Source organism: Corynebacterium silvaticum (assembly GCF_002162115.2).
Taxonomy (GTDB): Bacteria; Actinomycetota; Actinomycetes; order Mycobacteriales; family Mycobacteriaceae; genus Corynebacterium; species Corynebacterium silvaticum.
On sequence record NZ_CP021417.2, the window covers coordinates 1,900,058 to 1,923,905 of the forward strand.

Here is a 23,848-nt window from a genome sequence, read left to right on the forward strand (position 1 = left end):
CCCCTTCTCGTTGCGCTCAGGCTCGCAGCGTATCGACGTCCTACGCGGCGTCGATGTAGACGCCTACCCTGGCGAGTTCGTCGCAATCGTTGGTAAGTCCGGCTCCGGAAAATCGACGCTGTTGTATTGCCTCTGCGGTTTGCACCAAGCTGACGAAGACCGCATACGTCTCGGCGAGCATGACGTCGCTGGCGCGTCTCGGGCGCAGCTGGCCAGTATTCGGCGCGCCACGATGAGCTTTATTTTCCAAGATCTCAATCTGATTAGTGCGCTCAATGTCTCAGATAACGTACGGCTCCCTTCGCAGCTGGCAGGGAAAAGAGTGAGCAAAAAGAAGGTCGATAACGTATTGGAGCAAGTGGGGATGCCAGGCATCGGCAAAAAGCACCCTCACCAGCTTTCTGGCGGGCAGCGCCAGCGTGTTGCCATCGCGAGATCCCTGCTGCGTCGTCCACCCCTGCTCTTCGCCGATGAACCCACAGGTTCTCTCGACGTAACTTCAAGTTCCACCGTGATGGATCTGCTCCGCGGGGTCACGTCGGCAGGCACATCTTTAGCCATGGTCACCCATGATCTCGACATTGCGGCTTCCGCCGATCGCGTTATCGTCCTGGAAAACGGGCACAACAGTGCCGTCCTCAACGCGCCCTCTTCTGCCGAGCTTTTTGCGCGCATTCATGGGCAGACAGCGGATAAAGGCGTGTGATCACCGCTTCCGCTCAAAAGTATCGGTTGCCACAGCCGCCACAACCCCCAAGCACACGAGGCACACCATCGGCCCGAGTGCCATCCACGGGGCGCGTTCTAGATAACGCGTAGATTCTTCCAGGATCACGCCCCAATCAGGGCTTCCGACGCTGGCCCCCACGCCTAAGTATCCCAATGCCGCCAGCGAGATCGCATTGTGAGCGATTCTCCCCACGGAGTGGCGGATTACTGCCGGCGCAGTCCACGGCACAACATGGTGGCGCAGCAGATGCCATCGGGTGGCTCCCATCGTTGCAGCGAAACGATAATGCCCGCTGGCTTTGGCCTCTTGCACCACCGCTGCGCAGTGAGAGGCCAGCGGAATCCATCCAACGGATAGCACTGCAACGGCAGCCGTGGTGGTGGAAGGACCTAACACCAGCCAGAATGAGGCCGAGGAGGACGGCGGGAAAGCGTTGAGAGCATCGCCGATGTGCAGCACCCACGACCCCATATGCCCAGCGATCAGCCCGATGAGTGCACAGGCGGCGGTCACTGCGATGGCGACTCCTATGGAATAGGCAAAGCCGTCGGCAAGCCTGGCCCAGATGTCGCGGCCAAGCTGATCTGCACCCAGCGGATGGCTAAGGGAATACCCGGAAAAACGGTCGTCGGTGTTAATCGCACCGCTGTGCACAACGCCAACGCCCACTGCGATAAGCGGAAGCAGCGCCACAGCAAGGCTGATGCGATCGAACACCGCGCTGGTTCCTGCGTTCACGCCGGTGCCTAACGACACCCCAGCCACGTCGCTTTCCAGACGTCGCAAGATGAAGCGACGCAGCCAATTCGCCACGATGCCGCTCACTGCGCCGACAACAAGCACCACAAACTGCAGCTTGCAACACAGGAAGATCGGAACTCAATGCGGATTCCACCACGGTGCGACCAAAGCCAGGAATGTTAAAGGTGACCTCGACGGCTGCAGTGCTCGCAAGAGTACCGGCGAAGAAAAGGGTGAGCAGAGGAATCGTGGGTACCAATGAACGCCACAGTAGCTGGCGGACAATACGAGAATGTGCCACGCCATTAATCCGCCAGGATTCCACCCACGTTTCTTGCATCGCGGAATCAGATGAAATCAACAGCACTCGCCCATAGACACCGCCGGCGCATACCCCCAGGGCTAACGACGGCAACACCATATGTGCCGGCGACGACCACCCGCCCACGGGTAACACGTGCAGAGTCAAGGAAAAAACCACAACACGATCACAGCGACAACAAAGTCTGGAAGCGCCGCCAGCGCTGCCAACACCTGGGGCGCTGCCGCCCCGGCGCTTTTACCGCGAGCGGCCCCGGCCAGGCGCGGCCCCACGATCATGAGGGCCACCACCAAACACAGCATCGTGGAGGCAAAAGTGAGGGTGGCGGTAATTCCTAATCCGTGGGTGGCCTGCTGCCATGCATCCTGCGCAGGGTTGGTCCACGAAACCCCAAATTCCCCACGGAAGAGGCCGGCAAACCACCGCAACACCGATTCCCACGGAGTCTGCGGAAGATCGAATTCCTCCCGGATCGCTTGGAGTAATTCGGGAGTTGCCTCGCGTTCGCGTTCGCGGGCTCGGAGGACGGCGAAAGCCGGCTCGCGCCCGGTAAACCACGGCAATAAGGCGGTGGCTACGAGGGCTAGCAGATATGTTGTTACGGCAATGCCCACCGTGGTGAGCGTGCGTGCGCGAAAGCGAGGCGATCTCATGTGGGGTTACTTCTTAGCGGAAAGTTCCGTCTTTTCTGTGATGAGGGAACGTTCCATGGGGTCGGTGGACAGGCCCTCTACATTTTTGGAAGCGACCAGTAGTTGCTCGTGGGCCAGCGGGACGACGGCTCCGGTGGATACCACGTCTGCGCCGATGGATGCGGCGCTCTGGAGGCGAGTGTTGAGATCTTTCTCGCCCTTAGCGTCGGCAATGTCCTTGTCGATCTTCGGGTCGCAGAGGCGCGACAGGTTGTAAGAACCCTCGCAGGAGAAATCGGTCTCTAGGAATGCGAGGGGGTCACCAGCACCAGACATGTAGTTGCGGGATCCGATGATGGCGTCAAAGGAGCCGTCGAGAAGCTGCTTTTCCAGGGAGGCATAGTCGGCGACCGTGATCTCCACGTTAAAGCCCAAAGCACGAAGCTGGTCGGCGATGAGATTCGCGGTTTCGGGGAGCTCGGCGCGAGAGTCCCAGGTGGCTAGGCGAACAGTCTTGCCTGCCCCGAGATTCGCGTCGGCCTTAGGAGCCTCCGATGCAAGCGGCTTAGCCTTCTGAGCTGCAGCCCACTCGGTGTCCTGGTTGAAGAGAGAGCCTTGCGTCTTATTGGCTTTACCCTCGTAGATTTTCTCCACGATGGGTTCTGTCTTGATGGCGCCCGCGACAGCAGCGCGCAGGTGAGCGTCTGCGAACACGCCCTTTTCAGCGTTGAGGTGCAGCAGCACGGCGCGTGGGAGGTGAACGTCGGTGATGTGAGCGTCGGAAAGCTCTGGCAGCGAGACCACAGGGACGCCCTTGACCACGTCAAGGTCACCAGCACGGAAAGCATTGGCGCGAGCTGCGCCGTCTTCAATGAAGGAGACTTTTAGAGCGGAGGTCTTGGGCTTGCCGTTCCAGTAGTCGCCAAAGGCCTCAGCGGTGACGGAACCGTCGGTTTCTTTCTTGACCAGCTTGAAGGGCCCCGTCCCGTGGGCAAATGGGTCGGGATTCTCCCCCTGATATGCGGCCTCCGCGAGGATGGCGGTGCCGGGGTCAGAGAAACGCTGAACCAAGATGGGGTCAGCCTTAGGCGACGTGACGGTCACCTCATGCTCGCCGGTGGCCTCGACTTTCAGGTCTGCTTTGCCCAGGCCTTTTGGTCGGGTAGCTGCAGAAAGAGCGTGTTCAAGGGCATTTTTCACGGCTTTTGCATCGAGTTTGCTTCCATCGTGGAAGGTCACGCCCTGACGCAGGCTAAGCACAGCAGTGCGGTCGTCTTTCATCTCCCACTTCTCAGCGAGTACTGGCTTGAGCTTGGCGTTCTGGTCAAGGGTGACCAGGGTCTCCGCGACACCCATACGCAGGTTAAGCACGGAATCGTCAGAGAACAGGGAGAAACCAGCGACGGGCTTGAACTGCAGCGCAACGCGCAAGGTCTGTCCGTCGGCGGAGTCAGAACCTGAGTTGGTGAAACAGCCAGACAGAGTCGCGGCAACGGTCAAGGTGGCAACTGCCAATCCGAGTTTCTTCATTTTCATTGTTGAACGTCTACTTTCTTTTGTTCTTTAAGTTTGGCAAGCCCCACCGCCGAGACGGCAAGCAGCGCAGTCATAGTCAGCCACGGGATTGCGGCCCGCCGGCTGAGTGATTTCCGCTTTGTCCAGAGTCGCCCCCACGGCCACAGAACCCAGCAGAACTGCCAAGCCGCCGAAGCCGTTAAGGAACCCGTAGTAAGAGCCCAGGTTCTCGTTGCTGGCTAGGTCGCCAACAAGATCTCGGGCTATCGGGACCGCGATCATAATTCCGGTATGCAGCAGCACCATCATGATCACGGCTGGCAGGTACGCTGCCCAGCCGTGTATGTCTATCCCTGACGCTGCACCAACCACGGCAAAGCTCGCAGCCATGAGGCCAAAGCCGCCGCCTAAGACCACCTTGGTAGGCTGCTTTTCAGCCCAGCGGGTCACACTCGTTTGCAGCGCGATCACAAAAATCGCAGCGCCTGTAAAAAACCAGCCCAATGAGCTATCCGAGCCAGCAGCGCGCCGAAGCTCCACCGGCAGCGAAAGATACTGTTGGTTGTATGCGAGCAGATACGTGGAATATAAAATCGCAAAGACCACGAACTTTTTGTTGGTGATCACGCTCGCCCATACTGCGACCATCCCCAAAGGTGCACTCTCCCCGTGGGGAATTGGGTTCTTGTTCCACCGGCGCCATAGCAACGCGTGCATCACAAAGATGCCAGCGAAGATGGCGGCGCCGGCAAACGAGACGGTGGAAAATCCGAGGGGGATCAGCAACGCTCCCAGCAAAGGCCCTGTTAACGAGCCCACCCGGGAATAGGACGCGTCTAGGGCAAACAACCGTGCGCGCGTAATCACGCCCTGTTTTTCCAGCGTGAAGCCTTCAGAGGCAAAAATGGATTCCACTGCCGGGGAGAACAATGCTGCTGCAAAACCAATGAGCACCACGCCGAGCGTCATCGACCCCACACCCGTCGCCATGCCCACGGTGATAAAGCCCAGCACCCGGATGGCAACGCCCACCAGCAAAATGGGACCAGCGCCCCATTTATCTACCAGCCCGCCGCCTAGGAAGAACAGCCCTTGTTGACTAAAGGTACGAATCCCCAAAACCAGGCCAACCACGGCTCCCGCAGCCCCAAGGTTTTCTGAAAGCTGAACTGCAATAAACGGCACCACTAAGTAAAACCCGATGTTAAAGAGCATCTGAGTGACAAGCAGCGTAGAGATATGGATAGGAAGATTGGTTAGTTTCACTGGTCAAGCTCCAAAGCAGCGCGGAGAAATACCTGTACTTCAGGGTCGGTTGTTTTTATGTGATCGGCTGGCCCGACATAGCGCGCTGTTCCACCGACCATCACAAGAAGCTGGCTGCACGTGGCGCGCAGCGCGGCAACATTGTGGGAGACAAAGATAACTGTTGCATCGGATTCCAAGAGCAGCGCCTGCAATAGCCGCGCGGTCTCGCCGTCCAAGGCCGAAAAGGCCTCGTCCGCGATCACGAGTTCAGGAGATCCCAGCAGCGCACGGGCGATCGCCACGCGTTGCCGCTGCCCGCCAGAGAGCTGCCTGGGCTTGCGTTGTGCTACCGCCGGGTCCAGCCCAAGCGCCTGCAGAAGACCGGGTATTTCCCCACGGAGGTGGTTGAGTTTTTCCGCGCTCCCCTCCTGCCCACGAAGCCGAATCACTTGCGGTTCGATGATGCACTCGGCCACTGTCATCCGTGGGCACAGTGAGGAACCAGGATCTTGAGGAATGTAGCCCACCACTGCCGCGTCGACGCTCACGCTGCCGGAATCCGGGGCGATCATTTTTGTGATGAGGGAAATCAGCGTGGTTTTGCCGGCACCCGAGGGGCCGATGACTCCGAGTTTCGCGCCCGCATTCACCTCAAAAGATAGCTTTTCGACGCGCCCAGCCACGGTAGCCTCGCAAAATTTTACAAGAACGCGTCTGGTCATAGCTGTGTCATCTTTCCGTCGGCAACATGCAACTGCCGGGTGCCTAATCGCCTAGCAACTCCCCGCGAATGGGTGGAGATCACTACTGCGCCGCCCGTGGCCTCATGGAATGCGTCCAATGCGTCGATCACAGCAAGGGTGGCTATGGGATCGAGTTCTGAGGTGGGCTCGTCGGCAAGCAAAAGCTCGGGGTGCGACGCAAGAGCTCCCGCGATCGCCACGCGCTGGCGCTGACCGCCCGATAACTCCAATGGATAGCGATGTCCCAGCTCACTGGTGATACCGCAGTTAGCCAAAGCTCGCTCTGCCACCTGGTTGGACGTTGCCATGAGCCGCACCTGTTTATCGCAGCGCACCAACGGATTAAGCGAGCCCAAAGAATCCTGCATGATCAGCGCCGTGCGTCGTGCGCGTGTGATCTCACCTGTGACGACGATTCCCGGCGTCGTCGCCCCACACAACGCACGCAACAACATAGTTTTTCCTGAGCCGCTGCGACCAGTGATCGCGATTTTGTCGCCAAAAAAATATCAAGCTTATCCACGCTCAGCAGCGTCGTACCAGACGCTGTTGCTATGGTGAGACTCCGTACACTAACGATCGGCTCAGCGGGGTCGCGTTCCACGATCTACTCCTCACGGGCCTGGGCGGTTATTTCCCGGCGCGACCCGTCAACGGCGCACCGACGCTATTGAACGTATTTCGCTTTTCAATAGTTCTGCCGCCGGCTAGCTTAGCACAGACACAGGTGTGCACCTAACCCGGATTCAGGCCTTCCTGAGGATTCCACACCCAGCGCTTTCCCAAGGAATCCTGAAAGCTAATCCTCACTACTTGATGCCTGGTACTCGATAACAGCGCGTGTGTCTGCGAAGACCCACATTCCTCCGGAAGCTCCCATCCCTGCTCAAACCTATTGATAGCAAAATAACGACCTGGTGGAAGTACTTTTATGCACAAAGGTCGGGTGGTGATTCCCTGAACCTCTACGTCGATCTGTACGTTGTAGAAGATCGATACCTGCGAGCCTTCATTGGATACAACAAGGCCCCACTGCTGGCATGTGTCTTGTTGGTCACGGTAGGACCACCAGGCCTGTAATCCCCCTGCGATCAGACGACGATCGCGTTCCATATCTCGGTGATCCCGCTCTTGCTCGCGCTTGTGCATAGCAAGCTCGGTTTGTCGTTGTTCCTCACGAATATGCCTATTGAGTTCAACGCTCAAGCTTTCTGTCTCTCAGGCATACTTTTCAGATTTTCTCGACTGCCGATTCGCCTGAACCGCGACGAACAGCGCCGCGAGGCCGCTCAAAGCTCCCGCCCATTCCGCTAGTGATCCTATGTCCATAGATTCAAAAACTATCCCCGTGGGGAATAATAAACGAGTTCTCCCGATACAGGGGGTATGGTATCGGGAGAACTCGTGTGTGTTACAGGCGGTGTTTATCCCTCGTCCGTGGACAAAGCTGCCACGAAGGCTTCTTGCGGCACGGACACCGAGCCGATGTTCTTCATGCGCTTCTTACCGGCCTTCTGCTTCTCCAGCAGCTTGCGCTTACGCGAAATATCGCCGCCGTAGCATTTGGCGAGGACGTCTTTACGCAGGGCTCGGATATTTTCGCGGGCGATCACTTTGGAGCCAATTGCTGCCTGCACGGGGACCTCGAATTGCTGGCGAGGGACGAGTTCCTTGAGCTTCTTGGTCATCTTGTTGCCGTACCACTGAGCGTTATCTCGGTGAACGATGGCGGAGAATGCGTCGACCGGCTCGCCTTGCAGGAGGATGTCTACCTTGACCAGGTCTGCCATCTGTTCACCTGATTCCTCGTAGTTGAGGGAGGCGTAGCCCTTAGTACGAGACTTGAGCTGATCAAAGAAGTCAAAGATGATCTCGCCCAACGGCATGGTGTAGCGCAGCTCCACGCGGTCTTCGGAGAGATAATCCATTCCTCCCATGATTCCGCGCTTAGTCTGGCACAGCTCCATGGTGGTGCCCACAAAATCTGAGGGAACAATGATGGTGGTCTTCACGATCGGTTCATAAACCTCACGCAGTTTTCCGGCAGGCCAATCTGAAGGGTTATGAACCCGGGTTTCTGCACCGTCTTCGGCGACCACGCGGTAGTTTACCGACGGTGCCGTGGAGATCAGGTCGAGGTCAAACTCACGCTGCAGGCGATCACGGGTGATCTCCATGTGCAGAAGTCCGAGGAAGCCGCACCGGAAGCCAAAGCCCAGAGCCACGGAGGTTTCCGGCTCGTAGGTGAGGGAGGCGTCGTTAAGTTGTAGTTTTTCCAGAGCATCGCGCAGATCCGGGAAATCAGCCTGGGAAATCGGGAAAAGACCGGAGTAGACCATGGGACGCGGTTCTTCGTACCCCTGCAACGGCTCTTCTGCCCCGTGGACGGCCCACGTAACGGTGTCGCCCACCTTGGACTGGCGCACGTCCTTCACACCGGTGATCAGGTACCCCACCTCGCCAGGGCCCAGACCTTTACATTTCTTAGGCGTGGGGGAAACGATGCCGATTTCCAGCAACTCGTGGACTGCGCCGGTAGACATCATCTGAATCTTTTGGCGCGGGGTCAGCTTGCCGTCGATCATACGAATGTAGGTGACGACGCCCCGGTAGATGTCATAGACCGAGTCGAAAATCATCGCGCGGGCGGGTGCTTCCGAGCCAAAATCAGTAGCGGGGGCCGGAACCAGCTCGGCAACCTTGTCCAGGAGCTCCGCCACACCTTCACCGGTCTTACCGGAAACCCTCAAGACGTCCTCAGGCTCGCAGCCGATGATGTTGGCTATCTCCAACGAGTATTTCTCGGGGTCGGCAGCGGGTAGGTCTATCTTGTTCAAGACTGGAATGATTTCCAGGTCTTTTTCCATAGCTAGATAAAGGTTCGCAAGCGTTTGGGCTTCAATCCCCTGGGCGGCGTCGACAAGCAAAATCGCGCCCTCGCAGGCCTCAAGTGCGCGGGAAACCTCGTAGGTAAAGTCCACGTGGCCGGGGGTGTCGATCATCTGCATGACAATCTGCTGATCGGCAAACGCGCCAGAACGCGGAACCCACGGCAAACGCACGTTCTGCGCCTTGATGGTGATGCCACGCTCACGTTCGATATCCATGTTGTCCAGATACTGGTCACGCATGTCCCGGGCGTCGACAACATTGGACAGCTGCAAAATTCGGTCCGCCAAGGTGGACTTACCGTGGTCAATGTGAGCGATGATACAGAAGTTTCGAATCTGCGAGGGATCCGTAAACGTCGTCTCCGCGAATTTATCGGCCATGGGCGTTACTACTCGTACCTTTCCTTGTGAATTCTCCCTAACACTACCCGACCCACGCCACACTCGAACAATGCAGCGTTAGCATCTCAGCAGCCCACCCCCACACACAAAAGCGTAACGCGACAGCCCCCACAAAAGTCCCCAAAACTACACAACACATGCAAACTCACTACGCGAGGGCTAGGGTATGGGAGCATGGGCATGAAAGACCTAGTGAAGATGCGCTGGCTAAGCAGACTCGCAGCCATACTCACACGCGAATCCACTATCCCACTCGATCGCGGCCTGGACAGACTTAACGACCGAATCGGACTCGACCACGAACACCGACGCTTCCACCGGATGGATATCGTCTCCTGCAAAGTACGCCCCTCCGGCGAATGCGCGCGCACCATCTTCTATGCCCCCAACATGGACGGACAAGTCGACCCCGGAGAGGTCGTATGGTTCTGGGCCCCCAGCGACAACTCCCCCAAGAAACTCCGCGAACGCTCCATCGTGGTCGTAGGGCGCCATGGCCCCAAAGTTCTCGGTCTGCTCATCTCCCCCAACCCGACGCACAACAACGACGACCACTGGCTCGACATCGGCGCCGGCCCCTGGGATGAAGCCGGGCGACAAAGCTGGGTACGGCTAGACAAAGTCGTCTCCGTGCCAGAAGCCGATATTCGACGCTCAGGGGCGGTCATGCCGTCTAGGCGCTTTGATCGCATCGCCAACCGCCTTCGTGGGGAATTCGGCTGGGAATAACACGGAAAACCTATAACTGACCACTGACTTCCACCACGGCAGCTTTTTATAAGTGCATCCTCACCCCTAGCCTTCTCAACACGACCACAATAGTTTGTTCCCGCCCCCACGAGCTGGTAAAATTTCCGCTCGTTGTCCATTAATGTCCTTTTGGTGGATGTTCCCGCAAGGCGGTCAGGACCTTGGGTCCGCTTTCATAGCGAGAACAGCTCAGCTAGCGCGTTCCGCGTGTCAGCTCACCGCAATCCAACAAAAGGCTCAACAGAAAATTAAGAGGTATTGCCATGGCAAACATCAAGTCCCAGAAAAAGCGCGTTCTCACCAACGAGAAGGCTCGTCTGCGTAACAAGACCATTCGTTCCGCTGTTCGCACCGAGATCCGCAAGTTCCGTGAGGCTGTCGCTGCCGGCGACAAGACCGCAGCTGAGACCCAGCTTCGCGTCGCATCCCGCGCACTGGACAAGTCCGTGTCCAAGGGCGTCTTCCACCGCAACAACGCGGCAAACAAGAAGTCCAACATGGCTCACGCGCTGAACAAGATGGCTTAAGTCTTACGCACGAGTAAGCGCCCGGTATCTGGAGTTTTGCTTCACGATACCGGGCGCTTACTCGTGGGGAACACAGAGGACGGTGCACGCTGCTTTGGTCAGAACAACGAAGTCGCTCCGGTAAAGACCAAACCGCAACCCGCAAAAATAAAGAAAAGGCCAGCGCCCAGGTCTATCCATGGGCCAGCCTTGAGCAGCTTCACCCGCATCGCGTTAGTACTAATCACGGTAGCCAGAAGCATAAAGCCGCCGAATGTACACACCACCAGCGTCACAATGACCAACAGCGCCGTGCCGATGCTTGGCTCCGAGGGGAGAAACGGAGCAATAATCGCCGCAAGGTAAAGAATAATCTTGGGGTTAGACAAATTTGTGAAAAATCCCTGTCGGAGACAACTCGCCGGAGTCCCCACGAGGGAATCAAGATTCGCGGCCACCGTAACCCCACCATCGCGAAACTGCGCCCGCGCCGACAACAGCAACCGGCTTCCCATCCACAAAATCCACAGGCCACCTACCAGCTGAATCGTGCTCAAAATAGCTGGATAAGCAGTCAATAACGCAGTCGCACCAAACACGGTCAACGTAAGCCAGATCGTAACGCCAATCGTAATGCCGCACACCGCGGCGTACGCGTGTCGACGCGACTTGGTGGCCAGACGGGTGACAAAAAAGATATCGGATCCAGGTGTCACCATGCCGACCAGGCTGATGACGACCAAGGTCCCGAGCTGGCTAAGCTCCATGTTGGGAAAGCGTGGCGGCTAGCTCGTCTAATCCGAACATCCGGGCAGTGTCGATGGCATTCGGATGCCCTTCGTGGGGAAATGCGCCGGCGTTGAGTAGCTTTTCCACCACCGTCATATCCTGTTTGAACACGGCACCCGCAAGAGGTGACTGCCCGCGACCATTGAGCTGGTTGACGTTTGCTCCACGGGAGATAAGGGCGTCGAGTGTCTCATGATGCCCGGCGTATGCAGCGAGCATCAGCAGGCTGTTGCCGTCTTGGTTGGTGAGGTTGGGGTCTACGCCGTTGTCGATGTAGGCGGCGAGATTGGTGGTGTCGCCGTTGCGGGCCATGTCGAAAAGCTTGGATGCCAGCTCTTGGACGTCTTCGGGTACAGATTTGTCATTCACGGTCAATATTTTAGCGGGCCAGCTCAGAGATGCGCCGGATTGCATTCTCTATTTCGAAATCCGGGTCGCCGCCTAGGGTCCCGTTGGGGCCATGTCCTTTGAGGCTCGCATCAAGGTCAGCCATGAGAATGACTGCTTGGCTAATTGCATCGCCATTCCATGCGCGCGCGACTTTAGCCGTCTTTTCAACCACAAAAGGCGCCATACCTAATTGGCGAGCAAGCCCCGCAGAGTCAATCCGGCCGCGGGCGGAGTAGAGCCTTGCGATTCCGCCGATCTTGTAACTCAATGCCGCCGCCAGCGCCACAGGGCTAACCCCCAATTGCAATGCCCGGCGCGCGCTCGCCACTGCTCGCTGCGTTTGCCCTGAGCATGCCAGGTCTGCCACGTCGAACCCGGAGACTTCGGCAACTCCTACGTAGTAATCACGGACCTTCGCGGCAGTTATCTCGCCATTGTTATCCGCTATCAGCTGGCTAATCGCGGATGCCAGCTCTCGTAGATTAGAGCCCACGCCTTCTAGAAGCGCATGAACGACGTCAGGCGTGGGACGAATTCCGTGTGCACGAAACTCTGCGTTTACCCACGGGATGCGTTCGCTGGGTTTGAGTTTGTTGGCCTCATGAACCTCAGCGATTTTTTTGAATTTGGGGATCGTCGCTTTTTGCCGGCCGCCACCGGAGTGCACGATGATCATGTATATGCCGGGCCCGGGGTCGACGGCAGCAGAGAGAATGAGCTGGGTTGGTTCTTTGCCGGCTTCTTCGACTTTGTTCAGCACGATGATTCGGTCTTCGCCGAACAGGGAGGGGCTCAATAAGTCGATGAGTTCCGATTGGTTGACTTCACCGGCCCGGAGAGAAGACACGGTGATGTCGTCGCCGGCTTGAGCTTTGATGCTGTCGATGACGCGCAGACGTGCGCGTTCGGCTAGAAATTCGTCGTCGCCAAGAACAAGATGGACCGGTCCCACTGTTGTACCCACGCAGACAATAGTGCCATAGAGGCGGGCACTGTTCCTCAGAAGCGTCCGTCGGAGGCTTTCTGGGTGCCGTCGATAAGCACAGCCACGTTTCCGTCCCCGTGGGGAAAGAGGACAGGCGTGCCGTCGAGACGCATCACGGGCCGTTTGGGTGGTTTTGTTTTTTTCTTTGACCACGATCAAGTCAACGCCGGTGGGAGCGGTCTCAGCGTCGGCGGAGGTTTCCACTACGACGATGCTTAAGGTGCGGTAATCGACTTCGCGTGGGGTGTGTACGACAAAAGGCCCGGCAACGAGCAGCGCAATGCCCAGCGGCCACGCCTTGTGAGAGTGGAAAGCCAACAAAGCCCATAGCGCAACCACGATCACCCAGCAGGTGCCAAGCAGCGTGGATTCTGGCAGGGGTACGCCTAACGTTGAGCCTCGCCAGGAAGCGCAGGTGTGGGCGACCAGGCCGATCCAGCTGGCGAGGAGATCAGGAAGCTGAATCGCCGGCCAATCGAAGGGAGGAATCCACACGAGTGCGACGGTTGCAAGGCCGATCACGGTAATGAGAGGCACGACAGGTGCGGCGATAACGTTGGCGGGGACTGACACCAAAGAAATACGACCTGCCATCATGGCTACGAGTGGGACGGTCACGAGTTCTGCGGCGATCGCAACCGCTATCGACCGCAAAATAATGTCAGGGATACCCAATTGTGTTCGTTGTCGCTGGAGACTGGCGCGTGCCAGAGGCCGGTAGATCAGGGGGTGCAGAGTGATAATCCCAGCAGTCGCTCCTACAGAAAGAGCGAAACCATAGTGCGCCGCTAGCCCGGGTTCCCAGAGGAGGAGGCAGACCACAGCGAGACACAGAGCGTGAATCGGTGGGGTTCTTGACGCATTCATCGCCGCGATAAGACCCCCGCCTCCCATGACAGAGGCCCTTAACACGGAAGGCTCTGGGCCAACAACGCAGACGAAAGCCACAAGCGCACTGCCTGCAGCCCATCTACGCACGCGCGGGCTACAACCGCATGCTGCCAAAAGTGACATAACGGTGGTGATGAGAATAGTGACGTTTCCCCAGCTCACAGCGGAAAGGTGTGCAAGGCCGGTCGCAATATACTCCTGCTTTTCTTCCGACGTTTGCAGCGACGTGTCCCCCATTACCATGGCGGGTACCAGGCCCTGCGACGGCGAATCAGTGAGCGCCGCCACGCGTTCATTAAAGCGAGTGCGCAGAAGGGCACTTATCGCATGTATTCCGTCTGGGCCATGTGTCACTGTCACTGTGATGTCGTCGGCAAAGAAAAACCTCCGCCCCAACCCCACAGAACGGCTCGTTGTCACTGTGCCAGTCATGGTTATGTCCGTTCCCGGAGTTAATCCTGCTACTGGCTTTCGTAGCAACACTGGTATTGGCTCGGGAAACCCCGGAACATGCGCGCGAAACAACCAACCGGAACGCACTTCTTGCACAGTAGTACTCACCTTCGCAGTGATTTCCCTACCAAACTGTGCAGTGTCTGCCGCGATGACCCGCAGCCAGCACCCTATGCTTATCGACGCCCCTCCAGCGGCCACAGCAATCGCCTGCCCGCGATCCCACCGCACCACCGCTACAGCTCCTATACCTGCGATGATCAACCCCCACCACGGGGTTCGGCTCCACAACACAGCTAACGTGCACAGCCACACCACGACTGCAGTGGGAACTAGCCGAAGCTCTGTCATAACATCACATTCCCCGATAAGGCCTCAAATTTCCTGGGACCTATCCCCTTGACGTCTTTCAACTGACCAATATCTTTAAACCCGCCGATTCGTTGGCGGTGCGAGATGATCGCCTCGGCGGTTTTCCCACCGACGCCAGGAAGCTGAGCCAGTTGTTCCGCTGTTGCGCTGTTCAGAGATGTTTTCCCTCCCTCTTGCGAAGATGCCCCAGCTGCATTAGGTGCTACCGCGGCGTGCGGCTCGCCGGCGCCGGGAACGCTGATTTGGGTGCCGTCGACAAGCTTTTGTGCCTGATTCAAGGAACGCACATCCGAGTCAGGATATGGTGCGGCCAACCGGAGGGCATCCGCGACACGTGCCCCGGCAGGCAGAGTATAAAGCCCCGATTTTTCCACCGCCCCGACCACGGCAACCACGACCGTCGTCTCTGCTGTCGTAGTCACGCTTTGTTGATGGATATGGGTCTCTGCAGCAAGATCCGCAGGTTTGAGCGCTTTGTCGGTAGCCGTGGGTCCCCCACCGCGAGCTAGCGTTATCGCTCCTACCGCCACGATCAGAACGATTGCCCATATCACTGCGTGCTTTTTACTGATCTCCCATCGAACCCCGTGGGGAAAATCCACATCCATCACGTCTTCAGTCCCCGTCGGACGTGTGAGCTCGCGCAGCCTCCCCATAGCCTTTTTCTGCACCCGCTTCATGGGGTCACACTAAACTCCGGGCGCTATGGACTGCCACTGCCTAGCGTGAGAAGCGCCTCTGCCTGTGGATAACGCTTCACCACCCCCTCTCGCTGTGGATAACTCCGTGGGGCGCTATGCAGTGAGACTAGTTTTTATTAGGCTCGGGATCATCTGTGTCTTCCTCCGGGGAAGAATACTCAGAGAAGACAACGGAAATTCCCAAAGCCCCTGCGCCACAGTGAACCGTCACGCTGCGATCAAGCGTGGTAATCATAAAACTCGACCCACTAGGCAGCGCTAACCTCAGCTGTTCTGCCAGGCTGTGCGCAGCTTCTTCTGCATCGGCGTGCTGAATCGCCACGAACGCCGGATGGTCTGCGCAGCGTTCCACAATGACGGAAGAGAGCTTGGCAAAGGCCTTCGACTGCGTACGCGTTTTTACAGCTAACTCAATTTTTCCATTGTGCAGCTTCATAATGGGTTTGGTAGCCAGTGCAGCGGATACCACCGCGGTGGCCGCAGAAATACGCCCCGACTTGCGCAGCTCATCTACTCGGTGCAGGTAAAGCCATGTATCAGAGCGCGTGAGCGTGTCCCGCGCTAACGCCTCGCAGTCGTCCAAGGAAGCCCCGTCGAGCGCAATGCGGGCAGCAGCCATAGCAGCAGCCCCCACAGCCATACCAACGGTTCCGGTATCGATCAAGCGGACTAATCCGTCGAAAACGCCGGAAGCAGCAACAGCAGCCGACCAGGTAGCGGAAAGTTCCTTGGAAAGGTGCAGAGCAACCACGCCGTCGTCGCCGCCGCGTTCCAGTTGACGCGCATAGGCAGCGGCAAGTTCCAGGGCAGTGAGCCCAGACGTTGATACCTCTGATTCCCCACGAAGGATGTGGAGGTCAAGGACGGTAATCCCCAACTCCTCTATCACGTCTTGCGGCAGCCCAGACGAGGAGTCAGTGATAATTCTGACTGGCATCGACTGACCCCCTACTGTGGTTGAGACGAAGGAGTAACGTTGGTTCGCCCGAGGCTCACGCCCATGTTCCAGCCGTCGAGATACCATTGCGCATGCGCTGCGGTCTCTGGGGTGAAACGGGCTGTCAGCTGGGAGGCATAGGCCTTTTCTTCCGCCTCTTGGCTCGCGCTATGTGGGTCTTTGAACTCAGGGCGTGCTGTGAGCTGCGCCCAACAGGTGTTATTCAGGCCCGAGAATATCGGGTATTGACCGACCTCCAGGCCTAGGAGATGACAGGTCAACGCGCTGATCGTCCCACCGTGGGCAACGATAAGCACACTTGTGTCATCCCAGTCGTGGTAATCCCGCATCAGCTCGTCGACAACGGGGCGTGCCCGGTGTGCCACGTCGAGTCGCGATTCCCCACGGGGAGGTGCCCAGGTGGCGTCGTGACGCCACACAGCGCGCGCACCGGGATAGTCAGCATCCACCTCGCCTATGGTTTTGGCTTGCCACTCTCCCAAGTCGGTTTCCCGAAGCCGAGGGTCGGTGGTCACGTCGATGCCGAGGCGCTTGCCGACCACGGCAGCCGTGTCGCGAGCACGGGCGAGATCTGAGGAGATGATTTTTCCGATGGGAAGTGTAGCCAGGAAGTCCGCCGCCGCTTCAGCCTGCGACCAACCGGCATCGGAAAGCACAGTATCGAGGTGCCCCTGCATGCGACGCGTCGCGTTGTATTCAGTCTGTCCGTGGCGGAGCAGGATGAGACGGCGGGTCATGGAACTAGAACTCCTCTTCGGCGGGTTCCTCACCGGCGAGGGGGATCTCGTCGAGAGACTCTACGTTGCGTACATCGATGTCATCGGCCCATTCTTCGGGACGGTTCATCGTCTCTACGCCTTCGATCTCAATAAGCGGGCAGTCTTGGTAGAGGCGATCCAGCCCGTAGAAGTCGCGTTCGGTGTTGCGTTGGACGTGAATGACGAGCATGCCGTAGTCCAGAAGCACCCAGCGGTTTTCGCGGTTTCCTTCACGGCGCTTTGGCTCGTATCCTTCTGCGGTGAGAACGTCCTCGATCTCCTCGACGATGGCGCGTACTTGACGCTCATTGTCTGCGGAGGCCAGTACAAATACCTCACTGATCGCCATGACATCGGAGACATCAATCACTGCGATGTTGGTTGCTTGTTTCTCATCTGCGGCAAGTGCTGCACTGGAAGCCAAGCGAATAGTGTCTTGGGTTGCGGTCACAGGGGGTCCTTTCCTAAATCGAGCCTAATTGTTCCATGTAATAGCCATGATTGGCTAACTGGTTCGTGGTTTCGGAGTTGGATCACGATATGTGTCCGCACCACCGGGATGGTACAGGCGGCGTTTTGCTATGTATTGCACAACTCCGTCGGGTACCAGATACCACACGGGCAGGCCTTCACGCGCACGGCGCCTGCACCCCGTAGAAGAAATAGCCATGGCCGGAATCTCAATGAGCTCAACGCGCTCTTGATACTTCAGCGGCAGCATGTCCTCTTTAAGCACGTATCCGGGGCGCGTGACCCCCACAAACGTGGCAAGTTCAAGAACGCGCTCCCAGTTTTTCCACGTAAGGATATTACCTAAGGCATCCGCACCGGTGATAAAAAACAGTTCCGCATCCGGATATTGCTCTTGCAGATCTTTCAGGGTGTCAACGGTATAGGTTGCCCCTGGACGATCAATGTCTACCCGACTCACGCTAAACCGTGGGTTAGAAGCGGTGGCAATCACCGTCATCAGATAGCGGTCCTCGGCATGCGACACATCGCATTCTTCCTTCTGCCAGGATGTTCCCGTGGGGACAAATACCACCAGGTCCAGATCAAATCTGGCGGCTACCTCGCTGGCCGCCACCAGGTGACCATGGTGAATCGGGTCAAAGGTGCCGCCCATGATCCCTACCCGGCGCGGATGCTCGATGACGGTCATGGCCGTATCCTTCCTGTTTATTCCAATCAGATTCCGATAAGTCTCCGACTAGGGGCGCGTCTGGCCGGTACCTTGCAAGATCCACTTGGTGGTGGTCAGCTCCGGCAGCGCCATCGGGCCACGGGCGTGCAGCTTTTGGTAGAGATCCCGATCTCTGCCCCCCATCCCGTACTGCTCACCGTCTGTGAACGCCGTGGAAGCATTGATCATGACCGCTGCAGCGTCTACTTCATCTGCAAAACGCTGTGCAGTCACGATGTTTCCGGTGACTATCGCCTCGGTGTGCCCCGTGGAATAGGTTCGGATATGGTCAAGTGCGCCGTCGATGCCATCAACGATGCGCGCGGCAATGTCCATGGAAAGATATTCCTCGGCCCAATCCTCCTCTTTCGCCTGCACGATGTTGCTAACGCCCAGCTGTCCTAGCGTGTCGACGTCCCCATGTACCGTCACCTCAGCCTGCTGCAGGGCGTCGATCACTTTCCGCTGCGTTTCCACCGGCAATGCACCATCGATCAAGACAGTCTCTGTTGCATTGCACACCGAACAACGCCGTGTCTTGCCGTTGAGCAACATCTCAATGGCCTGGTCGATATCGGCGACGTCTCTATCGATATAGAAATGACAGTTTCCTGTTCCAGTCTCGATTGTGGGAACCGTGGCTCCCGTGACCACAGCTTCGATGAGTCCTGCGCCGCCCCGTGGAATGACGACGTCGACAAGTCCACGTGCAGTGATCAGATCTTGCACGCTCTCGTGGGTATCACACGGTAACAATTGCACGGCCTCCGCAGGGACGTCATGAGAAACCAGCACGTCTTGGAGCACGCTCACCAAAGCAGCATTGGAGTAACGGGCAGATTTGGAACCGCGCAGCAGAGCCACATTTCCCGACTTCAGCGCCAAACCAAATGCGTCCACCGTCACGTTAGGGCGAGCCTCGTACACCATGCCCATAACGCCCAAAGGAATGCGTACTTGACGCATCTGGATGCCGTTAGGCATTACTCGACCATCCACGACATTGCCCACGGGGTCTGCGAGAGACGCGACTTGACGCAGCCCATCAGCCATAGCAGTAATACGCCCCTCGTCCAGGCTCAGACGGTCAATGAGCGACTCGCTCATCCCGTGAGCGCGCCCTTCCTCCACATCGCGGGCATTCGCCGAAAGAATCGTCGGGGTGTGGGCACAGAGGGCCTCAGCGGCGGCAAGAAGGATCGCGTTTTTCTGTGAGCTACGTAAACGTGCCACCCGTGGGGAAATGGCATGCGCTGCGCGCGCCTTGGCTAGGACGTCGTCACGCTCGATGCTGCGGATATCTGCGTTGGTCATAACGTATTACCGTACCCAACGTCACAGCTAAGCGTCGTGCGCAGCGCCGGGCTGCCTGCTAATACCCCGCTGCCACATCCACTTCCGTGGGCATCGTCTCCCCCGCCTCAAACGCCCGAGCATTGGCCACGAACAATTCGCCGCTGAGCGCATGCATGCGGTCCTTCGTGTTCGCCACATGTGGGGTGACAAGAACATTGTCCATTGACCACAGCGGATGCCCATCGGGCAGCGGTTCTGGATCTGTAACGTCAAGAGCCGCTCCGGCTATGGTGCCCTGCTGTAGCGCATGAACAAGGTCTTCCGTAACCACGAGACCACCGCGCCCCACGTTCACCAGCACGGCTTCCGGCTTCATCATCCCTAGGGTCCGCGCATCCACCATGCCACGGGTCTCGGAGGTCAGGTCAAGGGCGCAAGAAGCACCACATAATCCGCGACACCGAGTACTCGGTCCAGCTCCACATAACTCACCGTCTCATCGGCTTGTTCCACCGGCCGCCCCGAACGGTTGACAGCGATCGTGTGCAGCCCAAAACCAGACACAAGTTCAAACAGACGGCGAGCAATCCCTCCCGCACCCACCACAACCAAGGTCTTGTTGTCATAGAGCCAATTAGTCTTCTCATCTGGCAGTTTTCTTATGCCCCACGTCTGGGCCCGCACCACTGCCGGAATATGGTGCAGCACCGACAACAACATGGTGAGCGTGGACTCAGCGACTGAATCCGCATAGAGACCAGCTGCATTGGCCCACCGTACTTCCGGGGTGAGCACCCCCGCCTCTGCGAGCCCGTCAACGCCAGCAAAGGCCACCTGCACAAACTTCAAGCCTGCGGGCAATTCCGGAAACTGCCGACCCGTGCCATTAAAGACAAGGAAATCCGCCTCATCCAGGTCGTCCACTCGGGTATGTCCGGCTGCTTCCAGCTGTCCAGTGGCCTTCTCCCAGATCTCCGGGTACATGACAAACTTCATCGGTTGCTGCCTTTCTTGTCGCGGATCTGTCACTTTGTGTCTTGCCACACAAGGTACGCTTTTATTCCCCGTGGGGAATTTCCCGCCGTGTCTCCCACGGCAGTCTCCAACAGATGCTCCGGCAAGTGATCCCGCGAGTGATTCCCAACCCGAAACTTAGCGTCCCCTAAATTTTTTCCACGTTCTCCGCTACAATCACACCTTGTGAAATTTGTTCTGATTACATTGGGGATGCTGTGCGTGGCACTTGGGATGCTCGGGGTCTTCCTACCGATACTTCCCACGACACCCTTTCTGTTAGCGGCTGCTTTCTTCTTTGCACGGAGCTCTGAACGTTTCCATCACTGGTTGCTCAATCACAGATGGTTTGGCCCTTACCTCAGCAACTACTACGAGGGGAAGATGACCACCTCGCACAAGGCACGCACGCTCACGCTGATGTGGACAGGATTATTGGTGTCAGCGTTTCTCGTCGACAAGCCTGTGATGTGGTTTGTCTTTATGTGTATCGGTGCGGCTGTCTCCACGCATATCGTGCGGCTCGGAAGATGAACTAAAACAACGAGTCAATTGATCGTTGTTCAAAAACCCTTAAATTTTGCTTCACAGCCAGTACCATGATTTGTGATACAACACTTGAATCGCTAAGGGGTACGCTGCTGTGTCCAGTCTTTTCCACTATTTGGCTGACCATCCAGTAGTTCTTGTCTTCTTGCTCTGCGGATTAGGTATGGCACTTGGCCGTATCAAACTACGCGCTATTGGGCTCGGCGCAGCGGGTGTGTTGTTCTGCGCGATCCTCTTCTCCGCTGTTGCTCCCCGCTACGGGGGTGCAACTGGGCCTTACCCAGCGACATTGGTCATTTCGGTCTTGCTTTATTTGCCTTTAGCATCGGCATCACCGCTGGGCCGAGTTTCTTCCACAGTGTGAAAAACTTTCTCGTACCGCTACCGCTGCTAGCAACCGTGGTTCTCTTTGGCGCAGTCGCCGCTGTGGCCTACGGCGTAGGAGTCCACCTCTTCCACCTAGACATCGCCGTCGTCGCCGGTACCTACGCCGGCGCGCTAACAAATACACCTTCCCTCGCCGCTGCCAGCGCAGCATCGGGAGAACCCGCCCTCACAACAGTGGGATACTCAGTGTCTTATCTGTATGGCGTCGTAGGGATGATGATCGCGGTGCTCTTTGCTCTGCGATACTCGCGCACTGATAGAGACGCGCCTTCCCCTTTGGATAATCAAACAGTGGTGGTCGATCGCACTGATAAGCCAACTATCCAAGACATTCTTACCCTGGTAGACAACAAAGTAGCGTTCTCCCGCGTAAAAAGTGGCGACCAACCGGTCCAACACGCCGCCCCCGAGCGTGTGCTGCTTAAGGGGGATCTGATTACCGTTGTGGGTCCGCGCAAAGACATCAATCGTGCCGCAACGCTTCTAGACCGCGATTCCACCCGCTCACTGATACAAGACCGCTCTCAGCTAGACTTCCGTCGCATTACGATCTCCGACCCCAAGATCGCCGGGCGCACTGTCTCATCGTTGAACCTCACCGACGACTACCATGCCACGATCTCTCGCGTTCGCCGTGGGGACGTAGACATGATTGCCCAAGCCGACCTAGTCCTCCAGGAAGGCGACAGAGTCCGCGTGGTCGCCCCCACCAAGAAGATGCCGCAGATCACTAAATTCTTCGGCGACTCCGCAGGCGGACTCAGCGACATCAATCCAGTCATCTTAGGCCTGGGCATGGTGGCCGGTCTGCTGTTGGGAGGCATTCCCATCCCCACCGGTGGCGGCTCTACATTCCATATCGGGGCGGCAGCGGGCACGCTCATCGTGGGGCTCATCCTAGGAAAGATCGGCCGAATCGGCTCAATAATCACAACGTTGCCTTACACAGCCACCATCGTTCTCTCTGAATTTGGGCTGCTCATCTTCCTCGCCCAAGCCGGCACCGTAGCCGGCGGCCAAATCATTCACGCCTTCAGTTCCGGTGAGTGGCTCAGCATTTTGACCCTCGGTTTCATCCTGACCTCTCTCCTAGCCGCCTCCGTGTATGTGGTGATGCGCTGGATGTTCGGCATGGGAGGCACCAAACTAGCCGGCTATATCGCTGGCGTGCAGACGCAACCTGCGGTCTTGGCTTTTGCCAACTCGCGCACCGGTTTTGATCCTCGCGTCGCGCTGGGCTACTCGCTCATCTACCCGGTCGCGATGATCGCCAAAATCCTCACTACGCAGGTCCTTGCCGGCCTATAGCGCCCTGCGGTTAGGCTTATCGACGCCCCCGCCGCCCTTACGCGCGTGTCGCGTAGTTAGAAAGATAGTCCGCGTGCACCACGGCGCGTTGCTGCCCACGGGGGAAGCTGGACATGGGGAGACCTTTCAGCGCGCTCAGCGTAGCAGAGTCCACGGAGACCTCTCCCCGGCCAACGACTTCGCCCTCAGGCCCATGGATCTCTACGATCTCCCCTGCTTGGAAATCACCTTCAACATCTGTAATTCCCACGGCGAGCAGTGACTTTCCGCCCACGGTGACGGCCTCCACGGCGCCTGCGTCGATACGCAAAATTCCTGCCACGTCAGCGGTGTAGAGCACCCAGAATTTCCAGGCCGAAAGGCGATCTTCCTTGGGATCAAATACCGTTCCCACGCGAGCAGAATCTAATGCCGCACCGATGCTGTCCGCGGAGGTCAACAACACCGGAATTCCCCCACGGGAGGCAAGGCGCGCAGCTGTGACCTTCGCCGCCATACCGCCAGTTCCTACCCGCCCCCCATCGCCAGCAACCACATCTTTGAGGTCATTGCCGTCATGAATCTCGTGAATAAAACGCGCATCGGAGTCTATGGGGTTGCGGTCGTAGAGGCCGTTGACGTCCGAAAGGAGGATCAGCGCGTCCGCGCAGGTGAGGTGGGCCACGAGGGCAGAGAGACGGTCATTATCACCAAAGTGCATACCGGTGGTTGCCACGGTGTCGTTCTCGTTGACCACGGGCACAGTCCCTAGCTGGAGGAGCCTATTGATGGTGCGCTGCGCGTTGCGGGCGCGATCACGACGCCCCGCGTCAGAGGCAGTAAGCAGGACTTGGCCGATGGAACGCCCGTACCGGCCAAAGGAGGTTCCCCACGAATGGGCGAGATATACCTGCCCCACGGAGGCTGCCGCCTGTTTGGTGGCCAAGTCGGTGGGGCGTTGCGTAAGTCCTAGGGGACCCATGCCCGCGGCTATGGAGCCTGAGGATACGACGATGACGTCGGAACCGCGCTCCATACGGGCTTGGAGGGCGTCGACAAGCTTATCGATGCGTACCGGATCGACTTGAAAATTCTCGTCTGTCAACGAGGAACTTCCGATTTTTACCACGATACGACGCGCCTCACGGATGCGATCACGCACAGGAGAATCGTGGCCGTACGCCGGTGAGTCGGCAACCTCGGCTGGCAACTCCGGGAAGCCCAGGGAGCTGGTGGCGCCAGTGTATGGCGAACTTGCTAAACCGATTCCGGTGAGTTCCGCAGTACCAAGGGGATCGTGGCTATTCTCCATGAGGATCTAGTGTAGCCCGTGGGGAATCGCACATTTGATTCCC

Annotated in this window: 18 protein-coding genes and 6 pseudogenes; 5 read left to right on the forward strand and 19 right to left on the reverse strand. The window is 57.9% G+C overall.

What is annotated here, in order from left to right; all coding sequences use genetic code 11:
* The first annotated feature begins 10 nt into the window (after positions 1-10).
* A complete protein-coding gene (locus CBE74_RS21365; RefSeq protein ID WP_225870398.1) occupies positions 11-706 on the forward strand; it encodes an ABC transporter ATP-binding protein in 696 nt (231 codons plus the stop codon).
* On the opposite strand, the pseudogene CBE74_RS21370 reads toward CBE74_RS21365, so the two are convergent.
* The 7 genes and pseudogenes from CBE74_RS21370 to lepA all read right to left on the reverse strand — a co-directional run bounded on the left by CBE74_RS21370 (position 707) and on the right by lepA (position 9,203).
* A pseudogene (locus tag CBE74_RS21370) lies at positions 707-2,446 on the reverse strand (ABC transporter permease subunit).
* 6 nt (positions 2,447-2,452) lie between these two features.
* Entirely contained in the window at positions 2,453-3,961 is a 1,509-nt protein-coding gene (locus CBE74_RS21375) for an ABC transporter substrate-binding protein (protein ID WP_087454376.1), read from the reverse strand.
* Positions 3,958-5,206, reverse strand: a pseudogene (locus CBE74_RS21380) (MFS transporter). The gene CBE74_RS21375 and the pseudogene CBE74_RS21380 overlap by 4 nt, the downstream one beginning before the upstream one ends.
* Positions 5,203-5,910 (reverse strand): ATP-binding cassette domain-containing protein, encoded by a 708-nt coding sequence (locus tag CBE74_RS21385; RefSeq protein ID WP_087454377.1) that lies wholly within the window; start codon positions 5,908-5,910, stop codon positions 5,203-5,205. Before CBE74_RS21385 ends, CBE74_RS21380 begins: the two are co-directional and overlap by 4 nt.
* Positions 5,907-6,535 (reverse strand): annotated as a pseudogene (locus CBE74_RS21390) (ATP-binding cassette domain-containing protein). The gene CBE74_RS21385 and the pseudogene CBE74_RS21390 overlap by 4 nt, the downstream one beginning before the upstream one ends.
* A gap of 131 nt (positions 6,536-6,666) precedes the next feature.
* Positions 6,667-7,137, reverse strand: coding sequence for a hypothetical protein (locus CBE74_RS21395; protein ID WP_225870268.1), 471 nt, complete (start codon positions 7,135-7,137; stop codon positions 6,667-6,669).
* 218 nt (positions 7,138-7,355) lie between these two features.
* Positions 7,356-9,203 (reverse strand): translation elongation factor 4, encoded by a 1,848-nt coding sequence (gene lepA, locus CBE74_RS21400; protein WP_087454378.1) that lies wholly within the window; start codon positions 9,201-9,203, stop codon positions 7,356-7,358.
* Positions 9,204-9,398: 195 nt separating this feature from the next.
* Here lepA and CBE74_RS21405 point away from each other — a divergent pair, with 195 nt between their 5' ends.
* A complete protein-coding gene (locus CBE74_RS21405) occupies positions 9,399-9,953 on the forward strand; it encodes a type II toxin-antitoxin system PemK/MazF family toxin (RefSeq protein WP_087454379.1) in 555 nt (184 codons plus the stop codon).
* A gap of 284 nt (positions 9,954-10,237) precedes the next feature.
* A complete protein-coding gene (gene rpsT, locus CBE74_RS21410) occupies positions 10,238-10,501 on the forward strand; it encodes a 30S ribosomal protein S20 (RefSeq protein ID WP_023636099.1) in 264 nt (87 codons plus the stop codon).
* Between the two features lie 98 nt (positions 10,502-10,599).
* Here rpsT and CBE74_RS21415 read toward each other — a convergent pair whose 3' ends face one another.
* From CBE74_RS21415 to CBE74_RS21465, 11 genes and pseudogenes are all read right to left on the reverse strand, one after another.
* Positions 10,600-11,247 carry a LysE family translocator gene (locus CBE74_RS21415; protein WP_087454380.1) on the reverse strand — a complete coding sequence of 216 codons (648 nt, stop codon included), beginning with the start codon at positions 11,245-11,247 and terminating at the stop codon, positions 10,600-10,602.
* Positions 11,237-11,638 (reverse strand): ankyrin repeat domain-containing protein, encoded by a 402-nt coding sequence (locus tag CBE74_RS21420; RefSeq protein WP_087454925.1) that lies wholly within the window; start codon positions 11,636-11,638, stop codon positions 11,237-11,239. Before CBE74_RS21420 ends, CBE74_RS21415 begins: the two co-directional genes overlap by 11 nt.
* A 10-nt stretch (positions 11,639-11,648) precedes the next feature.
* Positions 11,649-12,611, reverse strand: a complete 963-nt coding sequence (gene holA / locus CBE74_RS21425; RefSeq protein ID WP_087454924.1) for a DNA polymerase III subunit delta — start codon at positions 12,609-12,611, stop codon at positions 11,649-11,651.
* A gap of 408 nt (positions 12,612-13,019) precedes the next feature.
* Positions 13,020-14,339: pseudogene (locus CBE74_RS24640) on the reverse strand (ComEC/Rec2 family competence protein); the annotation flags it as partial.
* A complete protein-coding gene (locus CBE74_RS24770; protein ID WP_087454926.1) occupies positions 14,336-15,016 on the reverse strand; it encodes a ComEA family DNA-binding protein in 681 nt (226 codons plus the stop codon). The pseudogene CBE74_RS24640 and the gene CBE74_RS24770, both read right to left, overlap by 4 nt.
* A gap of 151 nt (positions 15,017-15,167) precedes the next feature.
* Positions 15,168-15,998: a DegV family protein gene (locus CBE74_RS21440; protein WP_087454381.1), complete on the reverse strand. Its 831-nt coding sequence runs from the start codon at positions 15,996-15,998 to the stop codon at positions 15,168-15,170.
* An 11-nt stretch (positions 15,999-16,009) separates the two neighbouring features.
* Positions 16,010-16,756: a histidine phosphatase family protein gene (locus CBE74_RS21445; protein WP_087454382.1), complete on the reverse strand. Its 747-nt coding sequence runs from the start codon at positions 16,754-16,756 to the stop codon at positions 16,010-16,012.
* A gap of 4 nt (positions 16,757-16,760) precedes the next feature.
* Positions 16,761-17,228 (reverse strand): ribosome silencing factor, encoded by a 468-nt coding sequence (gene rsfS, locus CBE74_RS21450; protein ID WP_087454383.1) that lies wholly within the window; start codon positions 17,226-17,228, stop codon positions 16,761-16,763.
* Positions 17,229-17,282: 54 nt separating this feature from the next.
* Entirely contained in the window at positions 17,283-17,939 is a 657-nt protein-coding gene (nadD, locus tag CBE74_RS21455; RefSeq protein ID WP_087454384.1) for a nicotinate-nucleotide adenylyltransferase, read from the reverse strand.
* A 48-nt stretch (positions 17,940-17,987) separates the two neighbouring features.
* On the reverse strand, positions 17,988-19,274 hold the full coding sequence (locus CBE74_RS21460; RefSeq protein WP_087454385.1) for a glutamate-5-semialdehyde dehydrogenase: 1,287 nt from the start codon (positions 19,272-19,274) through the stop codon (positions 17,988-17,990).
* A 58-nt stretch (positions 19,275-19,332) separates the two neighbouring features.
* Positions 19,333-20,252 (reverse strand): annotated as a pseudogene (locus CBE74_RS21465) (D-isomer specific 2-hydroxyacid dehydrogenase family protein).
* Positions 20,253-20,456: 204 nt separating this feature from the next.
* Here CBE74_RS21465 and CBE74_RS21470 point away from each other — a divergent pair.
* Together CBE74_RS21470 and CBE74_RS21475 are read left to right on the forward strand one after the other, a co-directional pair.
* On the forward strand, positions 20,457-20,804 hold the full coding sequence (locus CBE74_RS21470) for a YbaN family protein (RefSeq protein WP_087454386.1): 348 nt from the start codon (positions 20,457-20,459) through the stop codon (positions 20,802-20,804).
* A 109-nt stretch (positions 20,805-20,913) separates the two neighbouring features.
* Positions 20,914-22,514, forward strand: a pseudogene (locus tag CBE74_RS21475) (aspartate:alanine exchanger family transporter).
* A gap of 37 nt (positions 22,515-22,551) precedes the next feature.
* Here the strand turns inward: CBE74_RS21475 and proB are convergent.
* Positions 22,552-23,805: a glutamate 5-kinase gene (proB, locus tag CBE74_RS21480; RefSeq protein ID WP_087454387.1), complete on the reverse strand. Its 1,254-nt coding sequence runs from the start codon at positions 23,803-23,805 to the stop codon at positions 22,552-22,554.
* Between the last annotated feature and the right edge of the window lie 43 nt (positions 23,806-23,848).

Bases quoted from the DNA above. Each gene is read 5' to 3' on its own strand.
- CBE74_RS21445 (WP_087454382.1), bottom strand. From the start codon at position 16,756: ATGACCCGCCGTCTCATCCTGCTCCGCCACGGACAGACTGAATACAAC.
- CBE74_RS21460 (WP_087454385.1), bottom strand. From the start codon at position 19,274: ATGACCAACGCAGATATCCGCAGCATCGAGCGTGACGACGTCCTAGCC.
- rpsT (WP_023636099.1), top strand. From the start codon at position 10,238: ATGGCAAACATCAAGTCCCAGAAAAAGCGCGTTCTCACCAACGAGAAG.
- CBE74_RS21415 (WP_087454380.1), bottom strand. From the start codon at position 11,247: ATGGAGCTTAGCCAGCTCGGGACCTTGGTCGTCATCAGCCTGGTCGGC.
- CBE74_RS21385 (WP_087454377.1), bottom strand. From the start codon at position 5,910: ATGACCAGACGCGTTCTTGTAAAATTTTGCGAGGCTACCGTGGCTGGG.
- CBE74_RS21405 (WP_087454379.1), top strand. From the start codon at position 9,399: ATGGGCATGAAAGACCTAGTGAAGATGCGCTGGCTAAGCAGACTCGCA.
- nadD (WP_087454384.1), bottom strand. From the start codon at position 17,939: ATGACCGTCATCGAGCATCCGCGCCGGGTAGGGATCATGGGCGGCACC.
- proB (WP_087454387.1), bottom strand. From the start codon at position 23,805: ATGGAGAATAGCCACGATCCCCTTGGTACTGCGGAACTCACCGGAATC.
- CBE74_RS24770 (WP_087454926.1), bottom strand. From the start codon at position 15,016: ATGGGGAGGCTGCGCGAGCTCACACGTCCGACGGGGACTGAAGACGTG.
- CBE74_RS21375 (WP_087454376.1), bottom strand. From the start codon at position 3,961: ATGAAAATGAAGAAACTCGGATTGGCAGTTGCCACCTTGACCGTTGCC.
- lepA (WP_087454378.1), bottom strand. From the start codon at position 9,203: ATGGCCGATAAATTCGCGGAGACGACGTTTACGGATCCCTCGCAGATT.
- CBE74_RS21440 (WP_087454381.1), bottom strand. From the start codon at position 15,998: ATGCCAGTCAGAATTATCACTGACTCCTCGTCTGGGCTGCCGCAAGAC.